Source organism: Paenibacillus durus ATCC 35681, from assembly GCF_000993825.1.
Lineage (GTDB): Bacteria > Bacillota > Bacilli > Paenibacillales > Paenibacillaceae > Paenibacillus_AQ > Paenibacillus_AQ durus_B.
The window spans coordinates 2,224,707-2,239,860 of the sequence record NZ_CP011114.1; the positions used below are offsets into that span (position 1 = coordinate 2,224,707).

Sequence of the window (15,154 nt, forward strand, 5' to 3'; positions counted from 1 at the left end):
TTCTCTCAATACAGCAAGCCTGACAAAGGAAAAATGTTACGCCTTGAATTTGGGTTCAACATGCGATTCTTAAGCAGCCGCTCCATAATCGCTTCATGTTCTTCCTGCGTTTTCAGCTTTTCATGTGTTCCCATGACTTTAATCCGTTCTTCTTCGGGTACAAGCTCCACCTGACCACGCTTGGAGCGGGTTTTGCCATAAGTGATGTAACCCATATGGATTTCACTAGCCAGTAAACGTTGCACCGTAATGTTCGACCAGCCCTTGTTCTTTCCATCAGGCTTAATGTTATATGGTGTCGGTATCTTGTTATCCGCCAACCAAATGGCAATATGACCAAGGTTGGTTCCATTAAGATACTTCTCGACAATCGCCCGAAAAATCGAACGCTTCGTTTCATCGACCAGTACCGACCTTGTATTCTTATCATAGTTGTAAGGAAACGGAGGTTTGCCATTCGTCCACATGCCTTTCTTTGCACCAGCCCCTTTTCCCTGCTTCATTCTTCGCTTAATCGTTTTGTATTCCATCCGGGCAAAAATGGACATGAAATCAAATGATACATCGTCATTATCCAATTCCAAATCATAAATCTTGCTCGGTGTGATAATAACCGTCTCGGAGTTCAAAAACGTATCTTTAATGAGTGCCCAATCCTTATTTTCTCCACGCCCTAAACGGTCAATATCCATGACCACTACGCCATCATAGAGCTGGTCTTCAACATGCCGAAGTAACTTGCATTTCTTTCCGGGACTCGATCTTTTCCCCAGAGGCCACTTCTTCATATAGCCTATAGGTCCAATTTCGACTCCACCAAGGCCAGAAGGGTATCCCTGTGCTTCGAGAGAACATCTTCAAATTCACTATCGTCTCGTGATTTTCTTAAATAGACGGCTACGTGCTTAATTGTTTTGCTTTCCATAAGTTCCTCTACTCCAAACGTGTTAATATTTTGCCGCCTTACAAATAGAATGTTGAGCATTTTTGATGACACATTATCGAAAATGACAACTATAGAATTTTGGAGGCGTACCCCAATGAAAAAATGTGAATATGTTATCAAAGAAATCAATCAACCATCTGGCAAAGCGTCGCAGCAGTTTCATGAGCATGTTGCCGAGATATTGAGCCGAACTGTCCAAGCCGAGGCCGAGATAGACATACCTCTCCCCAAACTGCATCATTCTACGCAAGACAAACAGAAAACTTAACAAAATAAAAACAAGCCGGAGCGCAGACCTAACCTCGCTCCGGCTTGTTCTATTTCAGGTTATTTTGAATGAACTCCCGTTCTGACTTTTTCAGATACCTTAGTGAATTCTTGAAGGAATACAGGTACATGGAACGAAGCATTCTCAGCTTCTCGACTGAGCCGTCCGCAATCACTTGCTTAATGGCCGGAATCATTTGGCTGTTCGTAACTCCAAATTTCCCCGACTTTACAATATCTCCAATGTCAAGCGGCCTCTCTTCTTTGCCCTCATTCAGTTCTTGTTGTGACTCTTGTGAATTTGCTTCATTTAATATCGCTTCCGGCTGTGCCGCAACTTTATAAAATGGGATCGAATTACGACAACAAATGTTCTGATTTCAACAGAAAAAAACTCCCACCAACATCGGCGGAAGCTTCTAAAATTGATTCTCACGAACATCCCATCAATGAGAGGTTCGTGTGTGTTACCAACATCAGCTACACCCAACAGGTAAAAAGACGGGCTTGTTATCGCGTTTGGCGCCCTCAAAAGAGGGTGCGGGGCAACATTCAATGCTGTTACCCCGCTCCATTTAGAGTATAAGTTCAGTAGCGTAGTTGCCGGCAGCGTAACACGCAGATCCGACTCGAATTACTGGACAGGAACGTCTGCTATCGTTACAGCCTCGGTGTATTTAGCTGTACCGCTCAATCTCAACCGCATATTGGCTGCGCCGGTTACGCTCGGATTGATGGTTACCGTTAATATCTTGGAGGCGACACCGCTTGAATTGGCCGTCAGCGAGAAGGTTGAGCTGTAGCCATAGGATGACGGCCACGAACCGTCGCTGTTCTTAACCTTCGCGACTTGCGTCCCTGTACTGGTGTATACTCCGAGGCTGTAGCCGGAGGTCGTCGAGTTGGCCGTCAGACCGGTAACAATCACTTCCACCTGGAACTCATAATGGTTCGGGAGCGTCGCTTGATGGTTGAACGCATAAGTTGGCGTCGTAGTGGAGGTCGAGCTAGCACCATAAGAGCCGACCTTGAACGTGGAAGGATCATACCATTTGTACCCGGCAGCCGGCGATGCCCACGGCTCTGTCACCGGCTCCGTGGAGCTGGCGGGCGCTTCCCAGCTGTACAACGGAGTTGCCGTATCCAGTGTAAGCCCAGGTACCGAGGAGAGAGTTGTATAGCTCTCCGGCGTCGCGAGCCAGTTGACCATGTTGATCAAGAGAGTGGCGTCGTTCGCTTCCCCATAGCCGTTGTACGTCGTTTTGGTGCCGCCCGTCTCTTCTTTCTTATACTTAGGTGAAGCGTCTTCGACCGGGGAGGAATCTCCAATAAAGCCCGCTTTGCCGGCGCTAACCTTGGCTACGGCGACAAACGGCCCTTCCGCAACCCCGCCGCCGTTATAAACTCCGGCATCCACTGCGCTCGGCCAGGCGGCAGCCGTCGTCGGAACATAGACGATTCCCTTCGCCTTCGCCGGGTCGGTAATGGCGAGCGTTGAACCGGCGTGGACGGCAACGGTGGATACCCCGCTTGTAATATTGAACGCTTGCGACGGCGTCACGATATTATTGGCTGTCACGTCGCCAAGCGCGTTGTAGCGGAATCGGACACCGAAGTTGGAAGACAGCCAGTCCGCGCTGGCGACCCCGGACATAGCGGACGAAGCGGCTTCCTCCGTACTCATGCCGAGCGCAGGATTCGCCCAGGCTCCCCGCCGATAGCCGTTGAAGACCTCCGATGCGTCCCAACGGTTTTTGTTCCGGTCTGCGTTGTAATGATCGCTGATGAAGAAAATGCTCCCGCCTCCCTGTACATAGTTGAGCAGAGCGGTCTGCTCCGATGTCTTGTAAGGGATATTAGCTTCCGGAATGACGAATACATCGTAGCCGGACAGATCCGACAAGGTGATCGTCGTGCTCTTGCGAAGCTCCTTAACATAATAGCCTTCGGCCGCCAATCCGTTGGCGAAATCCGAGAAGCCGCCGTCGATGACCCAATCCGCCGCGCCTGCGGTCTGCGCATGTGTATTGTCGAACAGAACCTTCTTACCGTTCGCGGCGGCCGGGGTGATGCTGGGCGCCAGATCGGACGGTCCTTCCGCATTGACCTGCTGCGACGGAATCCCTAATGCCGACGCCAGCACAGCGGCAATCGCCAGGCTCGTCCAGGTTTTGCGCAGCCGCAGGAAGCTTTGAAACATATTCATTCCTCCACTCTCTTCATTGGATTTGACCATGAATGGCCGCTATTAGAATAGCATAGGAGATTTTGGAATAGAATATAGATTTGATATATTTTACAATTTTCAAACATTTTTGATGTGTGGACAACAAAACAACCGGATGATTAGATCCGGCACCTGTTATAATAAGAGGCATACACGCTGCTGATTTGGACACGGCTCCGGGATTGGCTGAAGCTATATATAGAGGGGATTTATGATGAACAAAGAACTCGTTTTGGAGAAGACTAAACAATTTGTAAAAGGAAGGCTGGAAGGCGAAGGTTCAGGACATGATTGGTGGCATATTGTCAGAGTCTATAATAATGCTGCTGATATTGCTAAACAAACAAAAGAAGCGGATTGTTTTATTGTTGAATTGGGAGCTTTGCTTCATGATATAGCTGACCATAAATTTGGATACACTGACGATGATCGAAGAAGAATGATTTCAGATTTCTTAGGTGGATTGGAAGTTTCTCAAGAAATTATTGAAGCGGTAGTATACATAGCGAATAACATTTCTTTTAAAGGTGGAGCTAATAAACATAAATTATCTACAATCGAAGCAAAAATTGTTCAAGATGCCGATAGACTTGACGCCATTGGAGCGATGGGTATAGGCAGAGCATTTACTTATGGTGGACATGTCCATAGACCCATGTATAATCCGTCATTGAACAATGATACGATCAGTCATTTCTACGAAAAATTACTATTATTAAAGGATTTGATGAATACAGAAATTGGAGCACAGAAAGCTCAAAGAAGGCATGACATTATGGTAGAGTTCTTAAATCATTTCTATGCAGAATGGAACGGAGAAATTTGACAAAGTTCAACGATAAATGTAGTGCCTTTGCCCGGTTCACTTTCAAAATATACTTTTCCACCCGACATCTCAACGATCTTCTTGACGATAACCAGTCCCAATCCATTCCCGTCCTGCGAGCGTGATTTGTCGCCTTTATAGAACCGTTCAAAAATACGTCCCTTATCCTCTTCCCTAATCCCGATGCCATAATCCGTAATTTCCACATTTACGAGCTCTCCGCTTCTGTACAGACCAATTTTTATCGTACCCTGCTGATGTGAAAATTTAATGGCATTCTGAATCAGGTTTAACCACACCTCCTGAAGCAAATGCTCATCGCCCGCAATCGTCACTTCCTCCAGGTCAATATCGAATTCAATCTCCTTCCTCGACCACGCGGCTTCCAGGATTAATACCGCTTTCCTGATCTGTTCATCGAGCGAAAATACGGTTGCCTGCTCTCGTATCACTTTACTGTCCAGCTCGGAAAGCTTTAATAGATTGGACGAAAGCACCGACAGCCGCTCACTTTCGTTCACGATGATTTCGGTGTATTCCGAGAATTGCTCGTCCGTCAGCTGGTTGTCTCGAATTAGCTTGGCAAAACCTTTTATGGAGGTAATGGGGGTCTTAAACTCATGTGACACGCTGGATACGAAGTCTTTGCGCAGCACGTCGATATTTTTCAGTTCCTTAGTCATTAGGTTAAAATCGGCGGTCAACTGCCCCATTTCATCCCCACTCGTTACTTTTACCTCAATATCGAAGTTGCCCTTGGCCACCTCTTTGGATGCCTTGGATAGCCTCTTGATCGGTTTTACAATGCTTCTTACCGCAAATAAGATGATGATTGTTCCTACTGCGGCGCTTACAAGAAAGACAAGACCGGTAATCGATCGGACTCTTCTAAATTCAGCCATTAACTGGTCCTGGTCCATAGACAATTTATCGAAAAAACTAATGGCAATGACATTAATAGTCACACCAAAAGTCAATGAGTTTAGTATCCACCATATTAGCAAAAAGAGGATTGCGAATTTAGCATAAATGGATGTGAGCAGACGGGGCTTTTTCATATCAGCTTTTCCACCTTGTACCCAAGTCCCCTGACGGTGACGATTTTAAATTCCTCGAATCCATCGAATTTCTCGCGCAAGCGCTTGATATGGACATCAATGGTGCGTTCGTCGGTGTCATGATCCAGCCCCCAAATTTCATTCATCAGATCCTGCCGCGTAAATATTTTTTGCGGATAGCTTAGCAGCTTAAACAGCAGGTAAAACTCTTTTTTGGGCAAAATAAACGTTTCGGCTGGAGTTGTGATCGTTAACGTTTCATAATCAAGGATAACCTCGCCGATCACGATTCGATGCTCATTGGAAATTTTGGCCCGGCGGAGCAATGCATGGACCCGCAGCAGCATTTCATCAAAATCAATCGGCTTTACCATATAGTCATCGGTGCCGACCAGAAAGCCTTTTTTCTTATCTGCAAAGGTTTCCTTTGCCGTAATCATCAATATAGGGAGATCATGCCTTGAGCCTCTTAGTTCTTCGGTTAACGTGTAGCCATCCATGTTCGGCATCATAATATCCGCGATCATTAGATCGATATGCTCCGTATCCAGCACTTCCAATGCTTTCAATCCATCAGAAGCGGCAAAAACATGATATCCATCGCGGATTAAATATGTTGTCATCAGCTTTCGGATACTTTCATTATCATCAACAACCAGAATATTGACCATTTTTGCCGCTTCCTTTAATAGTTAGTATCTGCTTAATTACAAGCTTCTGAGCGCGTCTATCGGATTGAGTCTGCTGGCTTTTCTGGCAGGCATATACCCGAACACAATACCTACTCCGGCAGAGAACCCTATCGCCAGTGCAACGGTAGACATGGAGATGGAGAAGCCCAGTCCAATAAGCGCTGCGGCAACATAGGCAATGAGTGCTCCAAGTATTAATCCGATCAGTCCGCCAATAAGCGAGAGGAAGATCGATTCGATGATAAATTGAAGCTGTATTCGATTCGGAGTCGCTCCCAAAGCTTTGCGAAGACCGATTTCCGTCGTCCGTTCGGTGATGGATACAAGCATCATGTTCATAATACCGATCCCCCCGACAACAAGCGAAATAGCGGCTATTCCCCCAAGAAGCATGGACATCATCGACATCATGGATTGGAAGGAATCGATCATATCCCCCATATTATTAACGGTATATGCGTTATCCTTGTAATTAAACGCCGCATTCAGCACGGCTTTAATATCGGTTACCGAATGATCCGCCAAGCTGGTATCCTTAAGATAAACATCCAAATTCGAGATACTTTTTACGTTCAAATTACGCAGCGCGGTTGTATATGGAATGAGGATCGAATCATTATTTGAGTTGAGCCCAAATCCGCTTGAAGAGGTTAATGTGCCGATTACCGTATAAGTCGTCCCGTTGATCATTAACTCTTTGCCGACAGGGTCAACCCCGTAATAGAATTCATTCACAATATCGCTGCCAAGAACAGCAACTTGATTTTTGCTTTCCAGGTCCAATCGATTGATTGCTCTTCCGGATTTCAACAAGCTTGAATCGGACTTGAAGTAAACGTCATTCTTTCCCTGAACCGATGCGTCTTCTTTAACATGACCATTATACACAATACCCGTCTTCCCTGAAACGGTGGGCGATACGCCGCTGATATTGTCTAATTCCGCAATGCTGTTCATATCATCTTCGTTAAGGCCCTGCTTAAGAGGAGTGCCCATCGCATTAACGATAATCCGGTTGACGCCAAGCGCATTGACTTGATCGCTGATACTGTTCGTCGCGCCTTGAACGATCGTAATTAATGCGATAATCGAGGCTACGCCGATAACGATACCGAGCATGGTTAAGAAGGAACGGAGCTTGTTATGAATAATATTTTCCCAGGACATCTTTATGCTTTCATACAGCATCTACTCCACCTCCTGCCCCGTCTGCTCTGTTAGATAACCGTCTAAAATATGAACGACTCTTTTGGCATGACTTGCGATCTTGATATCATGGGTAATCATCACAATCGTTCTTCCATCTACATTCAGTTCTTCGAACAGTTCCATGACCTGTGCACCTGTCTTTTGATCCAGGGCACCTGTTGGTTCATCCGCTAGCAGGATCGTCGGTTCCGTAACCAATGCGCGGGCAATCGCCACACGCTGCTGCTGTCCGCCGGAGAGCTGGTTGGGCAGATTTTTCATTCTTTCCGCTAATCCTACACGTTCAAGGATTGCCTTTGCGCGCTGCTGGCGTTCCGAAAATGACAAGCCTCGATATATTAATGGAAGCTCCACATTTTGCAGAGCGGTCATCCGGGGTAACAGCTGAAAATTCTGAAAGACAAAGCCTATTTCTTTATTCCGTATTTTAGCAAGCTCAATCTCATCCAGGTCATTAATATCATTGCCGGAGAGCAGATACTTCCCTGACGACGGCACATCCAGACAACCAATGATGTTCATCATGGTAGATTTGCCTGAGCCTGACGGACCCAGTATGGACACAAATTCACCGGAATGGATGGTTAAGTTTACATCATGCAGAATGGGCAGCTCTTCCTCACCCATATAGTAGCTTTTATTTATATTTTGCATGCGAAGAATTTCTGTCATTCGTTACCGCCCCCATTAGAACCATTCGCATTGCCGCCTCCTCTGCCGAATCCTACTTGTGTTGATGCCGCAGCAGCTTTTTTATAGAGAATCGTTTCTCCGTTCGCAACCCCGCTCTTCACTTCAACGCTTGTCCCATCATTGATCCCCGTCGTGATTTCCGTTTTAACCTCCGCCCCATTTTGATCTTTCTTTAGTACATAGGGCTGATTGTTGTCGTCAAACTGTATGGCTGTCATCGGCAATGTAACAACTCCCGCAGCCTTGCTGCTAATAAGCTTTACCTCTGCCGACATGCCGATCTTGAGGTCTTTATCTTTGGCAAGGTCAATCGTCGCTATAAAGAAGGTGATCCCGTTCATAATCTGGCCTTCTTTAGAAATACTGCTGATCTTCCCTGTCATTTCCTTGTTGATTGCCCCAATTTTTACTGCTGCTTCCTTGCCTGCGGCTAGGGCATGAATGTCGTATTCATCCACCTTGACATTAAGCTCCAGGTTATTATAATCCACGATTTCCAGCAGCGCCGTTCCGGCCATGACCTGTGCGTTATCTTCTACATTGATCTTCACAACTTCACCGTTGATTTTCGACTTAATCTCATCTCCGGCTGTTGTCGTAAGCAGCACATCGCCTTCGCTAACCGTATCTCCCTCTTTGACTTTAATATCCGATATTTGTAATATCTTCTCCGCCATAACCGTTTGGCGGTTCTTCGTTTCGACATTTCCTGAAAAAGAATAATAGGTCGTGATATCTCCTGTCTTGGCAATTGCACTTTCATAGGATGCGGCTGCGGGCCGCATTAACAACGTACCGGCAATAACGGCCACGGCAATTACTACTAAACCGATAACCAGCCATTTTCTTGTCTTGGACTTTCTTTTTGTACTCATGAAGAAACCTCCTATGTAATTATTGAAGCAATCATAACCCAGGTATATGAACTGTAGATGAACGGCCGAAAAAAATCTCTGGGAGTGAATGATGGCATCACAAAAAAAGGCGCCCTAAGGCGCCCATTTGCGGTGTTACTGTCTTATGATGAGGATGTCGCGAGGCGGTCTGCCCGTGCTTTGGATTAGGGCAATTTCGACGTTGGTCAGGTTGCGTCCTACCAAAATAAACGAAGATGTGACATTGTTGAAGTTAAAATTACCCAAGTTCGCTACGTTTTGACTTCCACGGAACACACGGAATGATCCCTGAAAGTTAATTCTTGAGAACAGAACAAGCGTTACTTGAGAGCTCTGCACCACATTTCTGAGCCGGAAGCTCGAGAGAACATTGTCGAACCGAAACGCTCCAAGATCACGAACCGCAACTCCTCCCCGTCTGAAAAGAATCCGGCGGCCAGTAAAATTGGTGCCCGACCAAAGAGAAAGACGTACATCTCTGTTTGCCAACTTTATCACTCCTTATCTGAGGATGATATAGTCTATTACAAACTTTCAAGAATGGTAAAAGACAAATATAGCGGTTAAAACGTTTGTTTTTTGCTTAAGGAAGATATGATTGGTTAACAATGGTAAGGGACCCGGCAAGGAGACATCCGCTGAGACCCGCCAATTTAGACAACTTCAGAAGGAGGCATACCGTGACAGAAGAACAGCAGGAATTTAATGAGCAGAGGGAAATGAACCGGACTGCGCTAGATAAGGAAGAGCAGGCTGCCGGTGACAGAGGCTTGGATATGAAATCTGACGGTGAGCTGGAGCAGAAGAAGAAACTGGTTGATGCCATGGATCAGCCCGATAGCTTTGAATATTAAGTAAGAAAAGAAGAAAAACCGGCTAACGCTGCTGAAAAAGTGCTGCGGTAGCCGGTGCTTGGCAAAATATAAGAATCTATATGCTGATTAATTTTTGCCCAAGTGCTTGATCACAACATTTTCAAAGACCGCCTGGCCGCCTTCTGAAAAAAGAGTGATCCCTTTATCCTTCCATCCGGGGAAAATGACATTGGAAAACACGACCGATCCGTCATCAACAAAGACTTCGATGCTTGTTTTGTCGACGAGGATTTTTAAATGAACCTTTTTGTTGCCAGTATCAAACGGCGCCCTGCTCTCCACATAGGTTCCACGCTTGTCGGGCTGCCATGTATTTGCTCTATTGACATAGCTGTAGCCGCCTTCCACAAAAACCCCGACATCGACATGCCGCTTCTTGTCGGGAGATTCACGAAGTCTGAGTCCTGCATTCTTGAGATCCGACCACGATATGTCCGCGTCAAGCTGGTACGTATCTCCGGTTGTATTAAGCGTTTTAGAGCCATTAACCTCGATTCGTTGAAAGGATTCCGTTGATTTCGTCAATTGATCCAATGCCTGAGCAGGCTGTGAAACCAAAAGGTACGTTCCGCCCGCAGACTTAAGCTTGATTTGACGAACGATCGAATTGATTCCGTTATAGTCTTCCTGAAGCGTCGGCGTAGTATTGGGATAATCCCAGTTATTCATCCAGGCCAGCGCATAACGGTGGCTGTCTTTATCGTCGCCCGCTCCCTCTTCAAACGTCACAGCGGCATACCAATCAAAGCCGTAATCAAGCCACTGCGGCTCCTTGCGATCCGGGATAAATTCCTTGCCGTCAAATTTTCCTGTCCAGTAAGCATAGGTATTGGGTTTACCTTCCGCTTTCCCATTTGCGCTGACGCCGAGAATCCAGTGATAGGTCCCGTCATCCGCCCGCATGCTGTAAAGGTCCGGACACTCTACAATACCGATATTTTCCGTAATGAAACCGCTGATATAGCGCCAATCCTTTAAATTCGAGGACTCGTAAAAACCCACTTTTGTTCCTTCCGCCATGGTCATAATCCACTTCCGGGATTCTGGGTCCCAGATAATCTTCGGATCGCGGAAATCATGTGTGCCCGGATTCTTCAGAACGGGAACGTTGCGATATGAGATGAACTTCTTTCCTTTATTCGTGCTGTACCATAAATATTGCTCCTGCTTCCCGCCATCCGCCGAGGGCTGTGTCACAATTGCCACAAGAGCCCCTTTGCCAAAGCCTGCCGTATTCTCTGTATCTACAACGACCGACCCCGTCCAAGGATCGCCGTTTCGGTTCGTATATTTAGGAATGGCTACCCCTTCATCGGTCCAATGCACCAAATCCGTTGATGTCGCATGCCGCCACTCTGTACCATTTCCTTTTGGATAATCGCGGTTGTAGAGATAATAGTAATGATACTTGCCGTCCAAATAAATCGGCCGCTGAGGGTCGTTCATCCATTTATCGGGAGGTGAAAAATGATAGGCTGCCCGATAGGTATAGGTAGGCTTTTTCGGAGAAAGGGGAAGTTTCTCAGTAACAATAGTTTTCTCTTTGATAGTTTTCTCTTTGATCGTTCCCTCTTCTCTATCCTTTGTTGAATAATTAACCGCTAACCCTACCATGATCACAGCAGCTAGACAAATCATCCATATCGTGAATCGTCTTCTAAATGCTTTGTTGCTGTTCAATGAAACACCTCGCTTTAATACAAAAAGAAAATGCCAATGTAACATTGACATTTTCTCTTCTTTAATTATTTATGCAGAAACCCTGTTGTTACTTGATCGTCAATTGTCCTTGTTCAAGGATGCTGTCTTTGACAATCGAAGTTTTGGAGCCTTTAATGTTTACCACAAAGCTTGGCGCAAAGGTGGAACGGTGCTCTGGATAGAGACCTCTGTTCGTCATGTAGCTTGTGATGACCACGTTATCGCTGTCAGCTTGCGGGATAGCAAAGTGGGAGTAAGTCCAAGTAACATCTTTAGGATCAAGATCCATACTCAGGACAAGCCCGCTGCCGTTCAACGGTTTGTAAGGTCCTGTCAAGGAATCCGAGATATAACCCAGCATGTAAACATCTTCCGCGCCGATTCCGTCAATGGTCATTTTGGATCCACGGGAATCCGTGAACAGATACCATTTGCCATTCTTTTGGAATACGTTCGCCCGTTCGATTTCGTCTGTAACAAGATTGGATGCGATTAGCGGCTTCATAACTGTTTTCAGCGAATAATCATCATTCAATTCAATGATACCCAGGGAACCGTTCGCTAAAGTAGCGAGTGATTTTTTAGGACCTGCCAGCAGCTTTTCTCTCTCGTCTTCGAAGAATTTCTTATTTCCGCCATAGAAAGCTTTGTTATTGAAGGCATCTTCACCTTGATAACCCGTTTCAGTACCTGTATTGGATTCAAAGACAAGGTATTTATGGCCATTGTCTTCAACATAGTGAGGGTCTCTCAAGGTATGATTGTCGGAATAGTCTCCGCCGCCGAAAGACTGATCTACATTTTGGTAGATTTTTCCGTCGCCGTCAAAGATCGATTTGAAGTCTTCCACGCCATCCACCTTCAGCGTACTAGCATCAGGCTCGGACAGATTAACTTGAGCCGTTGTTAAGGTTTGTTTACCGAAGAAGCCGTGCGCCGGATCCCAGCCTTGACGGTTGGTGTAGAACAGGCGAACTTTTCCATCGGAAGTCAAGGTTGCGGAACCCGACCATTCTTCAGCTTGCTTGTTCAGAATCGGATCGTTTGGAACATTTTTGTCGCTGTCCTTGAATACTCTGCCGGCACTCTTCCAAGCGTCAATAGAGTTATCGCCGATTTTTTTATAGAACAAGTGAATAAATGTGTCCCAGCCTCTTTTTGGATCTCCCGCTAGAGCAAAAACAACTTCATAGCCTTTATAATTTGCTACGGTGCCATCGGCGTTTTGCAGCGGCCAGCTATCCCATACATCCACATCGATCAGGTTTCCGAATTCATCATAGCCTTTAGCAGATGCGATATTTTTGATCTTCGATGCATCAAATTGCGGCGCTTTAAATCTTTCGTCATTTTGTTGTTCAGGAATTTTCAGCATGTCAGAGCGTGTGATGTGGGAAAAGCCATAGTCCTCATTGTAAGACTGAGTGTCTTTTCCTTTTGCAAAAGCTGATGTACCGCCACCTACCAGTAAAGCTGTTGTAAAAGTTACTGCTGTTGCTTGCTTCACAAACTTTTTGATGTTCATACTTCGTCTCCTTTTCTCCTTCGAATTTTGTTACTCTCAAACAGAAAAAGACCTAAAATCTCCTATGGGGATATCAATAGATAGCGCATTGCTATCCCCAATTGGATACTTTAGGTCTTGCCTGCCTAAACAGTAACAATCCTGTAATATTTTCTTGTCACGGTTATTGTATATGTTTGGTGAACGGTCTGACTATAGACCAAAACTCCCGTTTTGCTTGAGTCTAAAAGGAGGACTCTCCTAATCGGTCTATCCTCATATATACCTAAAGTTTTTGCTAATTATTCACAGTTTCAGCGGATTCAAGATGGTTTATCCTGCGATAACATGAGCTTCCTTTTCTTCAACTCTCCGCCAAAAATTACGATATTAGCAAACCAAAGCGACATAGGCCCATAGACCCATGCCGCCCGGAACGGGTATACTTCGCTTAATGGCTGATGCTTGTTATTAGTTGATCGTCAATTGTCCTTGTTCAAGGATACTGTCTTTGACAACCGAAGTCTTGTTGCCTTTGATGCTCATCAGGAAGCTTGGCGCGAAGGACGCACGATGCTCCGGATAGAAGCCGCGATTGGTTATATAGCTGGTAATAACCACATTTTTACCGTCTGCTTGCGGTACGGCAAAGTGAGAGTAAGTAAAGGTAAGATCCGCAGGATCAAGATCCAATTGCAGCACAAGTCCAGTGTCGTTCAACGGCTTGTAAGGTCCGGTAAGCGACTCGGATACGAAGCCCAGCATATAAATGTCTTTAGCAGTAATTCCGTCAATAGTCATTTTCGATCCTCTGGAGTCGGTGAACAAATACCATTTGCCATTCATTTTAAATACGTTAGCCCGTTCAATTTCATCCGTTACGAGATTGGATGCAATCACCGGTTTCATGACTTTTTTCAACGTATAATCGTCATTTAGTTCAATCATGCCAAGGGTGCCGTTCGCCAAGGTAGCGAGAGGCTTTTGCGGACCTTGAAGCAGATTTTCTCTATCCGCTTCGAAGAACTTTTTATTTCCGCCATAGAACTCTTTGTTATTGAAGGCATCCTCACCCTGGTAACCCGTTTCAGTCCCGGTATTAGCCTCGAATACAAGGTATTTGTGGCCGTTGTCTTCGACATAGTGAGGGTCTCTCAAAGTATGGTTGTCACCTGAAGAATAGGCGCCTTCATCGATAAACTGCTGAACATTTTGATAAGTCGTTCCGTCTCCGTCAAAGATGGACTTATAATCCTCAACGCCGTCCACTTTCAAAGTTTGGGCATCCAGCTCTGACAAGTTGACTTGAGCCGTTGTTATCGTTTGTTTGCCATAACCCGTTCCGCCATCCCACGTCGCACCCGAGAAGTCCGTATAGAACAAACGCACTTTACCCTCAGGGGTCAATGTAGCGGAACCTGACCATTCTTGGGTCTGATATTTAAGGATCGGATCGCCCGAATCGAATTTATCGCTGTTTTTGAAGACTCTGCCGGCATTCTTCCAGCTGTCAATCGAATTGTCTCCAGCTTTGTGATAGAACAGGTAAATCGAAGTGTCATTACCGTCTTTCGGACTTCCGGCCAAGGCAAAAACGAGTTCGTAGCCTTTATAATTCGCTACCGTTCCATCGGCGTTTTGCAGCGGCCAGCTGTCCCATACATCCAGGTCGATCAGATTGCCAAACTTATCATAGCCTTTTGCCGAAGCGATGTTCTTGATGGTGGATGCGTCGAACGCCGGTACTTTGAACTGCTCACTTTGCTGCTGCTCAGGAATTTTCAGCATGTCAAAACGTGTGATGTGGGTAAATCCGTAATCTTCTTTGTAGCTAGTAGTGTCTTGCCCTTGCGCAAAAGCTGAGGTTCCGCCACCTGCCAGTAAAGCTGTTGTAAAAGTTACTGCTGCCGCTTGCTTCGCAAACTTTTTGATATTCATGCCCTGTCTCCTTCTTCGTTTCATATTTTGTTCCTGCCAACAGAAAAAGACCTAAAAATTCCGATGGGGAAATTCCCAAAGAGATTTTTAGGTCTTGCCTGCTTAGCAGTAACAATCCCGACAATGTTTTGTTGTCATGGCTATTCTATATTTTTTAGCACACAATAACTATAGACTAAATTTCCTCTTTTTGGATAAGGTGAAAAGGAGGATTTTTCCGTCAGTCTATCCTCAAAAATCCCTAATTATTCCTGATTAGTTCAAAGCGTTTATAATTTAATGGAGAATAAAGTTGAATGATGTCGGAAGACGGACGGGAATA

At 45.6% G+C, this 15,154-nt stretch carries 14 protein-coding genes; 3 read left to right on the forward strand and 11 right to left on the reverse strand.

Annotated elements, in window-relative coordinates:
- Positions 1–5: 5 nt before the first annotated feature.
- Positions 6–788 (reverse strand): recombinase family protein, encoded by a 783-nt coding sequence (locus VK70_RS10165; protein WP_025698874.1) that lies wholly within the window; start codon positions 786–788, stop codon positions 6–8.
- Positions 789–1,040: 252 nt separating this feature from the next.
- Here VK70_RS10165 and VK70_RS28285 point away from each other — a divergent pair, with 252 nt between their 5' ends.
- On the forward strand, positions 1,041–1,214 hold the full coding sequence (locus VK70_RS28285) for a hypothetical protein (protein WP_155986967.1): 174 nt from the start codon (positions 1,041–1,043) through the stop codon (positions 1,212–1,214).
- A gap of 633 nt (positions 1,215–1,847) precedes the next feature.
- Here the strand turns inward: VK70_RS28285 and VK70_RS10170 are convergent.
- Positions 1,848–3,413 (reverse strand): DNA-binding protein, encoded by a 1,566-nt coding sequence (locus tag VK70_RS10170; protein WP_025698872.1) that lies wholly within the window; start codon positions 3,411–3,413, stop codon positions 1,848–1,850.
- 238 nt (positions 3,414–3,651) lie between these two features.
- Here VK70_RS10170 and VK70_RS10175 point away from each other — a divergent pair, with 238 nt between their 5' ends.
- Positions 3,652–4,266, forward strand: coding sequence for an HD domain-containing protein (locus VK70_RS10175; RefSeq protein ID WP_233277806.1), 615 nt, complete (start codon positions 3,652–3,654; stop codon positions 4,264–4,266).
- On the opposite strand, the gene VK70_RS10180 is transcribed toward VK70_RS10175, so the two are convergent.
- The 6 genes from VK70_RS10180 to VK70_RS10205 form a co-directional block, all read right to left on the reverse strand.
- Positions 4,239–5,324 carry a sensor histidine kinase gene (locus VK70_RS10180; protein ID WP_025698868.1) on the reverse strand — a complete coding sequence of 362 codons (1,086 nt, stop codon included), beginning with the start codon at positions 5,322–5,324 and terminating at the stop codon, positions 4,239–4,241. The genes VK70_RS10175 and VK70_RS10180 overlap by 28 nt on opposite strands.
- Positions 5,321–5,995 (reverse strand): response regulator transcription factor, encoded by a 675-nt coding sequence (locus tag VK70_RS10185; protein ID WP_025698866.1) that lies wholly within the window; start codon positions 5,993–5,995, stop codon positions 5,321–5,323. Before VK70_RS10185 ends, VK70_RS10180 begins: the two co-directional genes overlap by 4 nt.
- Before the next feature lie 36 nt (positions 5,996–6,031).
- Positions 6,032–7,204 (reverse strand): ABC transporter permease, encoded by a 1,173-nt coding sequence (locus VK70_RS10190; RefSeq protein WP_025698865.1) that lies wholly within the window; start codon positions 7,202–7,204, stop codon positions 6,032–6,034.
- A complete protein-coding gene (locus VK70_RS10195) occupies positions 7,205–7,888 on the reverse strand; it encodes an ABC transporter ATP-binding protein (protein ID WP_179945339.1) in 684 nt (227 codons plus the stop codon).
- A gap of 5 nt (positions 7,889–7,893) precedes the next feature.
- Positions 7,894–8,793, reverse strand: a complete 900-nt coding sequence (locus VK70_RS10200) for an efflux RND transporter periplasmic adaptor subunit (RefSeq protein WP_025698862.1) — start codon at positions 8,791–8,793, stop codon at positions 7,894–7,896.
- Positions 8,794–8,928: 135 nt separating this feature from the next.
- Complete coding sequence (locus VK70_RS10205; RefSeq protein WP_025698861.1) at positions 8,929–9,303, reverse strand: hypothetical protein; 375 nt, start codon at positions 9,301–9,303, stop codon at positions 8,929–8,931.
- A gap of 191 nt (positions 9,304–9,494) precedes the next feature.
- Here VK70_RS10205 and VK70_RS28290 point away from each other — a divergent pair, with 191 nt between their 5' ends.
- Entirely contained in the window at positions 9,495–9,668 is a 174-nt protein-coding gene (locus VK70_RS28290) for a hypothetical protein (RefSeq protein ID WP_155986966.1), read from the forward strand.
- An 87-nt stretch (positions 9,669–9,755) separates the two neighbouring features.
- On the opposite strand, the gene VK70_RS10210 is transcribed toward VK70_RS28290, so the two are convergent.
- The 3 genes from VK70_RS10210 to VK70_RS10220 all read right to left on the reverse strand — a co-directional run bounded on the left by VK70_RS10210 (position 9,756) and on the right by VK70_RS10220 (position 14,832).
- Positions 9,756–11,327: a glycoside hydrolase family 32 protein gene (locus VK70_RS10210; RefSeq protein ID WP_036642318.1), complete on the reverse strand. Its 1,572-nt coding sequence runs from the start codon at positions 11,325–11,327 to the stop codon at positions 9,756–9,758.
- 130 nt (positions 11,328–11,457) lie between these two features.
- Positions 11,458–12,915 carry a glycoside hydrolase family 68 protein gene (locus tag VK70_RS10215; protein WP_025698858.1) on the reverse strand — a complete coding sequence of 486 codons (1,458 nt, stop codon included), beginning with the start codon at positions 12,913–12,915 and terminating at the stop codon, positions 11,458–11,460.
- 450 nt (positions 12,916–13,365) lie between these two features.
- Positions 13,366–14,832, reverse strand: a complete 1,467-nt coding sequence (locus VK70_RS10220) for a glycoside hydrolase family 68 protein (RefSeq protein WP_025698856.1) — start codon at positions 14,830–14,832, stop codon at positions 13,366–13,368.
- Positions 14,833–15,154 lie beyond the last annotated feature (322 nt).

Excerpts from the sequence above, each read along its gene's own strand:
- VK70_RS10220 (WP_025698856.1), bottom strand. The coding sequence starts at position 14,832 with ATGAATATCAAAAAGTTTGCGAAGCAAGCGGCAGCAGTAACTTTTACA.
- VK70_RS10190 (WP_025698865.1), bottom strand. The coding sequence starts at position 7,204 with ATGCTGTATGAAAGCATAAAGATGTCCTGGGAAAATATTATTCATAAC.
- VK70_RS28285 (WP_155986967.1), top strand. The coding sequence starts at position 1,041 with ATGAAAAAATGTGAATATGTTATCAAAGAAATCAATCAACCATCTGGC.
- VK70_RS10180 (WP_025698868.1), bottom strand. The coding sequence starts at position 5,324 with ATGAAAAAGCCCCGTCTGCTCACATCCATTTATGCTAAATTCGCAATC.
- VK70_RS10175 (WP_233277806.1), top strand. The coding sequence starts at position 3,652 with ATGATGAACAAAGAACTCGTTTTGGAGAAGACTAAACAATTTGTAAAA.
- VK70_RS10170 (WP_025698872.1), bottom strand. The coding sequence starts at position 3,413 with ATGTTTCAAAGCTTCCTGCGGCTGCGCAAAACCTGGACGAGCCTGGCG.
- VK70_RS10165 (WP_025698874.1), bottom strand. The coding sequence starts at position 788 with ATGAAGAAGTGGCCTCTGGGGAAAAGATCGAGTCCCGGAAAGAAATGC.
- VK70_RS10185 (WP_025698866.1), bottom strand. The coding sequence starts at position 5,995 with ATGGTCAATATTCTGGTTGTTGATGATAATGAAAGTATCCGAAAGCTG.
- VK70_RS10210 (WP_036642318.1), bottom strand. The coding sequence starts at position 11,327 with ATGATTTGTCTAGCTGCTGTGATCATGGTAGGGTTAGCGGTTAATTAT.
- VK70_RS10215 (WP_025698858.1), bottom strand. The coding sequence starts at position 12,915 with ATGAACATCAAAAAGTTTGTGAAGCAAGCAACAGCAGTAACTTTTACA.
- VK70_RS10200 (WP_025698862.1), bottom strand. The coding sequence starts at position 8,793 with ATGAGTACAAAAAGAAAGTCCAAGACAAGAAAATGGCTGGTTATCGGT.